Source organism: Chryseobacterium sp. PET-29, from assembly GCF_025736815.1.
GTDB lineage: Bacteria > Bacteroidota > Bacteroidia > Flavobacteriales > Weeksellaceae > Chryseobacterium > Chryseobacterium nepalense.
In genome coordinates this window covers 3545351-3558221 of record NZ_CP107053.1, presented here as the reverse complement: position 1 = coordinate 3558221, position 12871 = coordinate 3545351, and the positions used below count along the sequence as shown (strand labels likewise).

The following is a 12871-nucleotide window of genomic DNA, read 5'->3' as shown; positions in this document are numbered from 1 at the left end:
TTTTTCTATTTTTTATAAGGATTATATTAAAATAATGTTTTATTTTTGCATTAGTCTTAATTTACTTGTTATGAAAAAAAATTTATTTGCCTTTTTATTATTGCTCTTTGGCATTAATATTACCTTTGCTCAAAAAGATACTGAGCATTGGTTTGCACCGTATTTTGATAAAACAGGCTCGAGCTATAAACATGCATTATATTTCTCTACAGACTCCGTAGTTCCATTCGAAGTAAAGATTTATAGTCATAATGACATTATCGGCACAGTAACGATCAGCAAAGGGTCGCCACAGGTATTCAATTTACATTTTAGTAAAATAAGAGTCGTAGGAACATCCAATGCCGGAGTTCCTATTAATGTGGGACTTTACACAAAAGGCGACAAACCCTATTTTGTATCATTAAGAGTCGCTATAATTTCACATGGCGAAATCATTACCTCTAAGGGCAAGGCAGGGATTGGCACTAAATTCTATGCAGCAGCCGCTCCTCTTACAGCAACCGGTACCTTATATAATTTTACAACAGGGATCATGGCTACAGAGAACAACACGGTTGTTACCGTATCCGGGTACGATCCTAACGTACAATTTACAAACATCCCTACTCCCACACCCTCTACACTCACTGTTACATTAAATAAAGGACAATCTTATATTCTTACCGGGAATACCGATGTGCCCGCTAATAAAGAAGGATTTATCGGAGCGAAGATAGAATCAACCAAACCAGTATGTGTAACAAATGGAAATGCGAATGGTTTCTATGCCACGGGAACCGTCGACGGCTCTGATCTTATTATGGATCAATCCGTTCCTACAGAACGCCTCGGCAATGAATTTGCCATGGTAAAAAGTATTTCTACCAGCACTGCAAACATGGAAGGAGGAATTATAATTGGCACCGAAAATGGCACCGATATCTATCTGAATGATTCTACGACACCTGTTGCTACCATTAATGAAGGAGACTATTACAGGATTCTTGCCAATCAATATAAAAATCAGGGAGGAGGACATTTTAATCTGTATGTAAGAACGACAAAGAATGTGTATCTGTATCAGTTGGTGGGAGCAGGAGCAGCTAATAATACCGGCGGATATAATTATATACCACCGTTGAACTGTTTTCTTCCAAGAAAAATTGATGAAATTGGAAATATCAATCAGATGCCATATATTACATCTGCCATCAATCTGAAACTTAATATTTTGACAGAAGCAGGAGCTGCTGTTACTGTAAACGGTGTGACACCTACTGCCGCACAGGGACCTTATCCCCTTACCGGAAATTCTCAATGGGTCACCTACGCCATTCCAGGAATTACAGGAAACGTAACCGTTACCTCAACAAAAGCCGTAACTGCAGGAGTAAACGGGGGATATAGTACCGCAGGATATGGAGGATATTTTGCAGGCTTCTCTTCTATTCCGTTAATTACAAAAAAAACGGGAGACTGTATTCCCGGACTAATACTGGAAGTTGCGGACAGCTATGACACCTATCAGTGGTACCGAAACGGAGTTCCTGTTTCGGGAGCCAATTCCTACAGCTATACACCTACAGTTTCCGGAAACTATACCGTAAAAGTTACGATGGGCTCTTGTACTCCGGCAATAACACCGGTATATAAGGCGTATAAGTGCTTACAGCAAACAACAAAAAGCATGATCCTGTGTGAGGCCTTCCACACCATTATCCCTGAATTTACCAATTCTACACAGACTTATGTTCCCAATACGGTAATCATTATAACACCGCCTGTAAACGGAACGGCAGTGATTAATCCTAACGGAGCAATTATTTATACACCAAACCCAGGATTTTTAGGAAACGACACCATTGTTTATAAATTCTGCGGAAATGATCCGGAATTTCCAGATTGTGAACAGGTAACTCTGAACTTAACAGTTTCAGCAAGTCCAACGGCAAACGATGTTATTTTAAGATCATGTTCATTAATCTCCAATCCTTCGACGGCTTCATTCAACCTGGCGACGGCTCCTGTAACTTCAAGCCAGGGAGTTACAAAAAAATATTACCCATCTATTACCGATGCACAGAACGGAACGAATGAAATTCTTAATCCCGCTGCATACATTGCTCCAAACGGAGTTGTCTTTGTAAAAGTAAGTATAACGAGCTTATGTTTCAGAATTGCGAAAATAACGCTGGTTGTACTTCCTCCTGCGCATTCTGATATTCTGAAAGACAAAATTATTTGCATGGAAAAGACTACAACACTCGACGCAGGACCAGGATTTGACGGGTATCAATGGAGCACCGGAGCGACAACGCAATCGATCAATAATGTGACAGTCGGTACGTATTGGGTAGACCTGAAGACCGGAGAATGCGTCACAAGACAAAACGTAAAAGTATACCCGTCCGAACAGCCGGTTATCTCAAATATCGAAGTATCAACTAATACCGTCACCATACACGCCATCGGAGGAACGGAACCATACCAATACTCAACCGACAACATCAACTGGCAGGATTCTAATGTATTCACAAATATACCGAGGGGAGGTCTTGTTTTTTATGTAAAAGACGATTACGGATGCACGCCTATTTCCACAGAAGTTACCATTCCGAATTTAGTGAATGTCATCACGCCTAACGGAGATGGGATAAATGATATTCTTGATTATTCGGCACTGGCTTACAAACCGGATTTTAAATTCAGTATTTTTGACCGTTACGGAAGTAAGATCCATGAAGGAAATAAAACAAACAGCTACAAATGGGACGGAACCATGGTAGGCCGAAAAGTACCTACTGGAAGTTATTGGTTTGACATCAGCTGGAATGAACCTAATAAAGAAAAAACTCCGATAAAATATACAGGTTGGATACTTGTAAAAAACATTGATTAATATAAATGATTATAATTAAAAAAGGGACCGTCTTAAGACAGTCCTTTTTTATTTAAATACCAGCTGCTTTTTATTATAGCTTATAAAATTCATTTTGAAAGTGTTTTTCAATATAATATAATCAATTTTTAAAATATTCTGTTATTTTTGCAATAATCCTAATTCCTATCTATGAAAAGATTTCTATTATCTTTCGTATTAATGTTTTTTGGCATTAATACAATTTTTGCGCAAAGAGACACAGACCATTGGTTTGCCCCTTATTTTGATGTATCAAGTTCCACCTATAACCACGGGTTATATTTGTCAACAGATTCCACGACTCCATTTGAAGTTAAAATTTACAATAACAATGCTGTTATCGGGACTGTTACCATCAGTAAAGGTGCACCTCAGGTTTTTAATCTCAATACCAATACCATAAGAACCACCAGTATTTCTGCTGCAGGCGTTCCTAATAATATGGGAGTATATACAAAGGGAGACCGTCCGTATTTTGTTTCCCTGAGGGCTGCAGTAAGTTCGCATGGAGAAATCATTACCTCTAAAGGGAAGGCCGGAATCGGAACAAAATTTTATGCTGCCGCCACTCCTATTACAACTACCGGCTCGCAGTATAATTTTACCACAGGGATCATGGCAACAGAAGACAACACAACCGTTACCATATCCGGATATGATCCGAATGTACAGTTTGCCAACATTCCGACGCCTACACCACTTACACTCACCGTTACATTAAATAAAGGGCAGTCTTATATTCTTACCGGAAACGGCGGCGTAGTAGCCAACAGAGAAGGATTTATCGGAGCAAAAATAGAAGCAACAAAACCTATTTCCGTAACAAACGGAAATTCGAATGGCTTCTATGCAACAGGCAGCAATGATGGCTCCGATCTTATTATGGACCAGTCTGTTCCAACAGATCGTCTCGGCAATGAATTTGCGATGGTAAAAAGTATTTCTACCAGCCCAAACAATATGGAAGGCGGGATTATAATCGGTACCGAAAATGATACAGATATCTATTTGAATGATTCCACAACACCTGTTGCCACGATTGATGAAGGAGAATATTACAGGATTCTTGCCAATCAATATAAAGATCAGGGAGGAGGCCATTCTAACCTGTATGTAAGAACAACAAAAAATGTATACCTGTATCAGTTGGTGGGAGCAGGTTCTGCCAATAATACCGGAGGATATAATTATATTCCGCCGTTAAACTGTTTCCTGCCAAGAAAAATTGATGAAATCGGAAATATCAATCTGATGCCGGGTATTACTTCTGCCATCAATTTAAAACTTAATATTTTAACAGAAGCAGGAGCTGCCGTAACAGTGAATGGTGTAACTCCTACTGCCGCGCAGGGACCTTATTCCCTTACTGGAAACTCTCAATGGGTTACCTACGCCATTACCGGGATTACAGGAAACGTAACCGTTACCTCAACAAAAGCAGTAACTGCAGGAGTAAATGGAGGATACAGCACAGCAGGATATGGGGGCTATTTTGCAGGCTTCTCTTCCATTCCTTTAATTGCAAAACAAACGGGAGACTGTATTCCAGGGCTTGTACTTGAAGTTGATGACAGCTACGAAACATACCAGTGGTTTTTAAACGGAAACCCTATTCCAGGCGCTAACTCTAACAGCTATACACCAACAGTCGCCGGAAATTATACTGTAAGAATTACGGTAGGATCTTGTGCGCCTGCTACTACACCGATATATAAAGTATTTACCTGCCTTCAGGAAACTAATAAAAGCATTACTGTTTGTGAAGGATTCCAGGCTATTATTCCTGAATTCACAAGCTCGGCACAGACATATGTCGCCAGCACGGTAACGATTGTAACACCTCCGGCAAACGGAACAGCTGTTATTGATCCGAACGGAGTGATTATCTATACTCCGAATTTCGGATTTGCAGGTACAGATACCATTGTTTATAAATTCTGTGGCAATGATCCCGAATTTACAGACTGCGAGCAAGTTACTTTAACTTTAACGGTTTCTGAAAGTCCGACGGTAAACGATGCTACTTTAAGATCGTGCTTTATAGAATCAAATCCTGCAACAGCCTTATTCAACCTTACAACCGCTCCCGTAACAGGAACTACCGGGGTTGTAAAACAATACTATCCATCCCCTACCGATGCACAGAACGGAACCAATGAAATCCTCAATCCTGATAACTATATTGCGCCAAACGGTGTTGTTTTCATAAAAGTCAGCAATGTTAACGGATGTTTCAGAATCGCGAAAGTCACCTTGGTTGTACTTCCGCCTGTCTACTCAGCTGTACTTGAAGATAAAATCATTTGTATGGAAGATACGACAACATTAGATGCAGGAGCAGGCTTTGACGGATATCAATGGAGCAACGGAGCGACAACACAGTCAATCAATAATATGACAGTAGGTACCTATTGGGTAGATCTGAAGACCGGAGACTGCGTAACAAGACAACAGGTAAAAATATATCCTTCTGAACAGCCGGTTATTTCGAATATTGAAATTTCAAATAATACTGTTACTGTAAACACAATTGGTGGAACGGCACCTTACAGCTATTCATCAGACAATATCAACTGGCAGGATTCTAATGTATTTACAAATGTTCCGCGAGGTAATACCGTATTTTATGTAAAGGATGATTATGGCTGTGATCCCATTACAGTGGAAGTTACCGTTCCGAATTTAATTAACGTCATCACGCCTAACGGAGACGGGATAAATGATATTCTTGATTATTCGGCACTGGCTTACAAACCGAATTTTAAGTTTAATATTTTTGACCGTTACGGAAGTAAAATCCATGAAGGAAATAAAGCAAACAGCTATCAATGGGATGGTGCAATCGGAGGAAAAAAAGTATCAACAGGCAATTATTGGTTTGATATAAGCTGGAATGAACCTAATAGCAAGAATACGCCAATCAAGTATTCCGGATGGATTATGGTAAAAAACAGAGAATAGATATTTATCAATTACAATTCAATAAGAGACTGTCTTTCGAGATGGTCTCTTTTGTTTAATATATATGTATAACTAAAAAAACATGATCCTGAGCAGTTTATTTTGCTATTTTAAATAAAACAATTATATTTTATTATTAAATTTGTAATAAAAGCAACAACTTAATGAAAAAAGTTTTATCTATTTTATTTATATTTTATTTCTTAAGCTCTTTGTTTGGTCAATTGGACAGAGAGCACTGGTTTGCCCCTATGGTAGATAGAACTGCAAATCCTAATCCTTTCCAAAGGCTTTATCTTTCCACTAACCGCACCACACCTTTCCCCGTAAATATATATAATAACAATACAATAATTGCCACTGTAACAATCAGCAAAGGGAATCCCCAGAAAATTGACATTCCGAGGGATATGATTATTACGACACAACAGACCGACCTTTTTACAACAACTACAAAAGGTCTGTATGTAAAAGCAGAATTTCCTTTTTATGCCAATTTCAGATTTTCAGTCTATAACCATGCCGAAATTATAACCTCCAAGGGAATCCCTTCTACCGGAAAACTTTTTTATGCAGCGAATGCCCCGATTACGGTAAGTAACAATATCCTGAATTTCATGGCAAGCGTTCTGGCAACGGAAGATAATACAACCGTTACGGTTTCGGGGTATAAACCCGGCGTACAGTTTTCTAATGGTACAACCGGCGCCACCAATCCTGCAATAACTTTCACCCTAAATAAAGGGCAATCCTATATCATCGACGGAATAGGAAATATTCCCGGAAATTCTGACGGCTTTATTGGAGCTAAAATTGTTTCAAACAAACCGGTAAATGTTACAAATGGTAACTTCAACGGGCAGTATGCCGGAAATTTTGACACCAGCTCTGATATCCTTATGGATCAGGCTGTCCCCGTCGAAAGGCTCGGAAACGAATTTGCCTTGGTAAAGGGTAACGGAAGCCTTACTTCGAATATGGAAGGGGCTCTTGTAATTGCAACTGAAAATAATACTGAAGTACGCGTTAATGATGAAACAGCGCCAATTGCTACATTGAATACCGGACAGTATTTCATGATTCCCGGCTCAAAATATCAGCTGCAGGGGAACGGGCACTATAATCTGTACATCAGGACTTCGAAGAATGCCTATATCTACCAGGTTCTTGCAGGTGCAAGCAATGCAGGGAATGAAGTTGCAACAGGGGGATTCAACTTTATTCCCGCGCTCAACTGCTACTTACCTAAACAAATCAACGAGCTTGGTCTTATTGATGAAAACTTTGTGTTTTCAAATGGAAATCCAGCCGGAATTCTGAATGTTCCCACAAAGCTGAATCTTATCACGGAACGCGGTGCCGTAGTTACTGTAAATGGTGCTACGCCGCCTGCTACAACAGGCCCTTTTAATATGACGGGAACCAATAACTGGGTTACGTACGGAATTCCCAACACCACAGGAACTATAACAATTGTATCTTCCAAAGCGATTACGGCAGGAATTACCGCCGGGAGTGATGCCGTAGGGTACGGTGGTTTCTTTGCAGGATTCCCTACACAGCCGGTTATCCTAAAAACAGGAGGAGACTGTGCGCCCGGTATTGTTCTTACGGTGGACCCTGTTATTTATGATACGTACCAATGGTATAACAACGGAAATATAATCCCCGGCGCTACTGGCCCGTCAATATCTCCCACCCAATCGGGATACTATACCTGCTCCGTTACAATGGGAAGCTGTGCTCCGCTGATAACAGAACAATTCAAGGTATTAAACTGTACAAAACTTTCATCAGCAGCCTATGATCTTTGTACTTCCAAAACAATTACTCCCGCCTTTACAAGTTCATCCCAAGCACCTGTTGCTTCCACCGTATCTATCCTTACCGCACCAACGCTGGGAACAGCAACCGTAAACCCGACGACCGGAGTCATAACCTACACGGCAACAAATCCCGGAACCGCAGCAACAGATACTTTTACCTATACTTTCTGCGGAAATGACCCGGTATTCACCGACTGTGAAACCGTAACCGTTACAATGAATATTCAGTCCGTAATTGTAAATAATGCTACGATCACTGCCTGTAATAATGGCTCGGGACAGGGAATATTTAATTTAACATCTGCCAATGTCACCAGCAATTCGCCGGTAACAATTACATACTATCCATCACTGACGGATGCCCAAAATGAAACACCGGCAGCTCAGATAACAGCACCAACCAATTATACTGCTGCAAACGGAACCGTTATATATGCTGTAGTAAAAAATAATCTCGGATGTAAAAACATTGCGCAGATTACCCTTAATCTATATACTTATGCCACCATCATTAACAATTATACAGGAACATTCTGTGATGACAATCTTGATGGTGCGGTTGAGGTTATTTTATCCAACATCACTCCTATTGTTTTATCAAATCCTACCTATTTCCCATTAGTAAGATATTATGCAAATATAACAGATGCCAATATCGGAAATAATAATACCCTCCCGAATAACTGGTCTTACACAGCTCCAACAACGATTTACATAAGAGTAGACTCACCAGACGGATGCGCACCCGTAGTAAAACCCCTTAATTTTATTATCGGACCTAAAATCCCGTTGACAAATGCAACTCTATTGGAAACTATATGTGATGATAATCTGGATGGTTCCAAATTAATTGATTTATTGCCTTACATTAGCCAATTTACCCCAGATCCTGCAGTAACGCCTACTTTTTTTGCAACACAATTGAATGCACAGAATAATACTTCGCCGCTTGCAAATCCGGTTAATATTACCGGGGTACAAACCATCTATATACGTTTTGAAAAACCTGGGATATGTCCTAACATAGTCTCAATTACTATTAATCTAAAAACACCGAAGCATTCCGATATTTTAGTGAGTAAAGAGATTTGTCCGCAAACAAAAACCATCTTGGATGCCGGACCGGGCTTTACCAGTTATGTATGGAGTACCGGCGCTACAACACCTTCTATCAGCAATGTAGGACCGGGTAATTATTGGGTGGATCTTACTTTTGACGGCTGTACTTACAGACAGAATGTAACCGTAACAGAATCTGTTCTTCCGGTAATCGGCAGCATTGAGATAAATGGAAGCACCGTCACCATCGGTGTGAGCGGAGGAACTCCCCCTTATGAATATTCCTTAGACGGAATAAACTGGCAGAGCTCTAATGTTTTTACCAATGTACCGCGTGGAAATCAGATTGTCCATGTTCGTGATTCCAACCGATGCGATGACGTGATAAAATCCTTTGTCATGATTAATCTTATCAATACCATTACGCCAAACCTGGATGGTTATAATGACTCTATTGATTATTCAGCATTAATGGATAAAGAAAACATTGTATTCAGAATATTCGACCGGTATGGTGCTGAAATTTTCAGGGGAGACAAATCCAACAGATTCATTTGGGATGGCAAAATTCAGGGCGGAAGACCTATAAACACAGCAACTTACTGGTATCTGTTAAGCTGGACCGAATCTAAAGGCGCAACCACGGTAAAATACACAAGCTGGCTATTGGTCAAAAATTATTAATTTTAGAAGTAATAAAGAATACTTTTATTTGATTTTAGCTAAATAAGAATTATTTATAACATTTATTAACAGTTTCACATTAAAGTTTAATATAATTTTAACCAGTTTCACTACTAAAATAGGTATAAATTGATACAATTCTGCGTAATTTTGCTTCAGTTATATGAAGAATTTATTTACCTTATTGCTGTTGGTTTTTCTGGTAAAAATTAACGCCCAGTCGTTTTCAGGCGAAGTTTTTCTTAGAGACAACTCCGTTCTATATCTCAACCAGGTATATGTAACCAACCTTACTACTCAGAAAACCGTCCTCAGTAATTATAACGGGGATTTCATCATTTCAGCAAATGCAGGAGATGTTATTCGTTTTACATCCATTGTTACGGAAAGAAAAGACATCAGATTAACACCTCAAATGATTGCCCAGAAAAACCTGATCGAGTTACGAATTGCTTACTATGACATTCAGGAAGTGGTAATCAACAGATTCAAACCAACCGGTAATCTCAGATATGATGTAAATGCTTTAAGAAAAGAGGACAAAGCGCTTGCTATAAAGAAAGTAATCGGACTTCCGGAACCTAAAGGAGACGGTACGCCTCCACAGCTTCCGGTTGCCGGGCTGAGAGATGGCGGACTTACCTTCAGCCTGGAAAGTATATACGATATCCTTTCCGGAGAGCGAAAGAAAAAGCAACGCTATCTGGCATATGAAAGAATGAATAATTCTGTAACACAAATTAAAAATTACCTTGGGAAAGATTATTTTGTAAAGTTCAAGATTCCTGAAAATCTGATTGATAATTTCCTTCAGTTCGTCTATACTTCAGAAAATATCGAACCGTATATTATGGCCGGAAATTTTGAGGCTATAAAAATCCCTATTGAAAAATACCTGCCAATTTACCAGCGAAGACTCAGAAATTCGCATCTCCAGGAAATTGTAAAATAACATACAACATTCTAATGCATATTGTGATTCAGTATGCATTTTTTTGTGTTAGCCAGATTATTTTCTAATTTTATCACCTGTAAGTGCTATATATAAAATACAATTTTTTACGTTATATGGACTGACACTATATCAAATAATAATTTTAATATTAATGAATGAAAAAGATTTTTTTAATTTTCGCCGCTATTTTTTTTGTGAATTTTTCTGCTCAGAAGAAAGGAAAAGATTACAGTGAAATTTTAAAGAGCAAAAATATTTATGAAATCAATGCTTTTCTGCGAGATGCCCATCCTGATGATCCCAGAAGATCAGTACTCAAGCCGCGGGTCATGGAAATGATGAAAGATTACATTAAGAATGCAAAACCCGGAGATACTAAAGTAAAGCAAATGCAGGACTGGCTGGCAATGCTGAAAAGACGGCCTTCTACCAAAATATCTTTTGAAGAGATGAATGCCAATATAAAGAAAAAACAGATTGCAAAATACCAGAAAGAATTGCAGGTAGGCCAGGCTGCGGTTGTATATACTCCTAGCAATCCTCAAAATGTTTATATTGCGCCTTCCGTTACTTCTGCACCATCTGCCGCTGCAATCCCCGATACAGAAGCTTCGGAATTTAATATGCTGATGGGAGAAAATCCCGTGGAACATAAAAATAAAACCGTGAAAATCCTAAATTCACTTTTTGATAATGATCCTAATGCTAAAGAATGCATTGTTATGATTGAAAATAAATCCGACTGTAATATCATTGTAAGAATGGAAGGAGTAGGTATTACCAAATACAGGCTTCCGGTTCCTGCTCATGGAGACAATTCCATTGTTGTACAGAAAGGAGATTATCTTTTTACAAGTATCGTCTGCGGAGCGCAGTATGCATCACAAAAAACCATACAGAAGCCTTTAATGGTGGCTCTTGGAAGTTCTGCCAAGAAATAATTTCATGGGATTTAAAGAAAGCTTTTATAAATTTTGCTATTTTTGCAGGATTTTATAAATATTTCATGGGTAAGAATAAATTAGCAAGATTCGCGGAAAACAAAATATTACCGAATGTCGTTCAGCCGACAAGAGAAGAAGCGCTGAACGGCTTTAACCTTAAAGGAAAGTGGAGAACAGAATTTTTCAAGAATGAAAATCCCATTGTTCTTGAATTAGGCTGTGGTAAAGGAGAATATACCGTAGGACTGGCAAAAGCATTTCCTGAAAAAAACTTCATCGGTATTGATGTGAAAGGAGCAAGATTCTGGTTTGGTGCTAAAGAAGCATACGAAAACGGCATGCAGAATGTTGCATTTCTGAGAACTCAGATTGAACTTGTAGATTATTTTTTCGCTGAAAATGAAGTAGATGAAATATGGATTACGTTCCCGGATCCACAGATTAAATACAAGCGTACCAAGCACAGGCTTACCCACCCGGATTTTTTAAACAGATATAAAAAGTTCCTGAAGCCCGGTGGCATTATCCATTTAAAAACAGACTCCGAATTTCTTCACGGCTACACACTCGGCTTTTTGCAGGGGGCAGGATATGAAATCATTACGGCTCATCATGATATTTATGGAGCTCCCGAGTATGATCCTGGCACTCTACACCTTAGAGACATCAGAACCTATTATGAAGAGCTTTTTTCTGCTAAAGGAAAAACCATTACATATATTAAATTTAAAATTAATTAAAAGCAAAAGGATGATGAAAAGAATGACATACAAAACAATCGAAATCTAAAACTATAGCTGAATTTTTTTACGGTCTGCTTTAAGGATATATATTTTATATCCTTATATTTACTTGTATTTAAAACACAAAAACTGTTATGAAAAAAAATATTATTTACATTTTGCTATGTATCCTGCTATCCTGTAAGAGTACCCGTATCGCAAAACCTTCACAAAATATTTTAGAAAGTAACGATATCAAAGAAATTGAAAATTATCTGGCCATAACACATCCGGACGATCCTAAGAGAAGTGTTCTGAAACCCAAACTTATTGCACTGAAAAACGCTGAATGGACTAAAGGGAAAAAGGACGCCAAACCCATGGAAGCAAGGCCTGTTATCAGCGAAATACCGAGTGCTGCACTCAAGAATCCTAATTCTGAAGAAGCTGAAGAGTTTAAACGCCTTATTTCCGCCACTTCAAAAGAACATAAAGAAAAGACGGTAAAGCTGCTTGATGCAATGTTCAATGAAGACGTTAACAGCAAAGAAGTGATTCTGTTGTTTAAAAATCTATCAGATTGTAATCTAGTTCTGAAAATTCAGGGAAAAGATTTTTATAACTTGGCTGTTCCCGCAAAAGGTGAAAATTTTATTGTAATCAACAAAGGATTTTATACATTAAAAGGAAATGTGTGTGACGTAGTCTATTTCTCTCAAAAAGACCTGAACAAGAGTATATTTTTAACCATCAGTAACCCTGAACCTGCCGGAGGAAATAATAAAAAAAAGTAAAAGATTACCTTTGTACTTACAAAC

7 protein-coding genes are annotated in these 12871 nt (G+C 38.6%); all 7 read left to right on the top strand.

Annotation, left to right across the window (positions count from 1 at the left end):
* Positions 1–70: 70 nt before the first annotated feature.
* The 7 genes from ODE14_RS16155 to ODE14_RS16125 all read left to right on the top strand — a co-directional run bounded on the left by ODE14_RS16155 (position 71) and on the right by ODE14_RS16125 (position 12847).
* The gene (locus ODE14_RS16155; RefSeq protein WP_263602157.1) at positions 71–2881 is read left to right on the top strand and encodes a T9SS type B sorting domain-containing protein; all 2811 of its coding nucleotides are present in this window, start codon (positions 71–73) and stop codon (positions 2879–2881) included.
* A gap of 171 nt (positions 2882–3052) precedes the next feature.
* Positions 3053–5863, top strand: coding sequence for a T9SS type B sorting domain-containing protein (locus ODE14_RS16150; protein ID WP_248388660.1), 2811 nt, complete (start codon positions 3053–3055; stop codon positions 5861–5863).
* A 164-nt stretch (positions 5864–6027) separates the two neighbouring features.
* Complete coding sequence (locus ODE14_RS16145) at positions 6028–9432, top strand: T9SS type B sorting domain-containing protein (RefSeq protein ID WP_263602156.1); 3405 nt, start codon at positions 6028–6030, stop codon at positions 9430–9432.
* Between the two features lie 163 nt (positions 9433–9595).
* Positions 9596–10384, top strand: a complete 789-nt coding sequence (locus ODE14_RS16140; RefSeq protein ID WP_248388664.1) for a hypothetical protein — start codon at positions 9596–9598, stop codon at positions 10382–10384.
* A 158-nt stretch (positions 10385–10542) separates the two neighbouring features.
* Positions 10543–11328, top strand: a complete 786-nt coding sequence (locus ODE14_RS16135; protein WP_248388665.1) for a DUF6759 domain-containing protein — start codon at positions 10543–10545, stop codon at positions 11326–11328.
* Between the two features lie 65 nt (positions 11329–11393).
* Positions 11394–12071, top strand: a complete 678-nt coding sequence (gene trmB / locus ODE14_RS16130; RefSeq protein WP_263602155.1) for a tRNA (guanosine(46)-N7)-methyltransferase TrmB — start codon at positions 11394–11396, stop codon at positions 12069–12071.
* A 137-nt stretch (positions 12072–12208) separates the two neighbouring features.
* On the top strand, positions 12209–12847 hold the full coding sequence (locus tag ODE14_RS16125) for a DUF6759 domain-containing protein (RefSeq protein WP_263602154.1): 639 nt from the start codon (positions 12209–12211) through the stop codon (positions 12845–12847).
* Positions 12848–12871 lie beyond the last annotated feature (24 nt).

What these genes read in the sequence shown, in the direction of transcription:
- ODE14_RS16155 (WP_263602157.1), top strand. Translation starts at nt 71, where the DNA reads ATGAAAAAAAATTTATTTGCCTTTTTATTATTGCTCTTTGGCATTAAT.
- ODE14_RS16150 (WP_248388660.1), top strand. Translation starts at nt 3,053, where the DNA reads ATGAAAAGATTTCTATTATCTTTCGTATTAATGTTTTTTGGCATTAAT.
- ODE14_RS16145 (WP_263602156.1), top strand. Translation starts at nt 6,028, where the DNA reads ATGAAAAAAGTTTTATCTATTTTATTTATATTTTATTTCTTAAGCTCT.
- ODE14_RS16140 (WP_248388664.1), top strand. Translation starts at nt 9,596, where the DNA reads ATGAAGAATTTATTTACCTTATTGCTGTTGGTTTTTCTGGTAAAAATT.
- ODE14_RS16135 (WP_248388665.1), top strand. Translation starts at nt 10,543, where the DNA reads ATGAAAAAGATTTTTTTAATTTTCGCCGCTATTTTTTTTGTGAATTTT.
- trmB (WP_263602155.1), top strand. Translation starts at nt 11,394, where the DNA reads ATGGGTAAGAATAAATTAGCAAGATTCGCGGAAAACAAAATATTACCG.
- ODE14_RS16125 (WP_263602154.1), top strand. Translation starts at nt 12,209, where the DNA reads ATGAAAAAAAATATTATTTACATTTTGCTATGTATCCTGCTATCCTGT.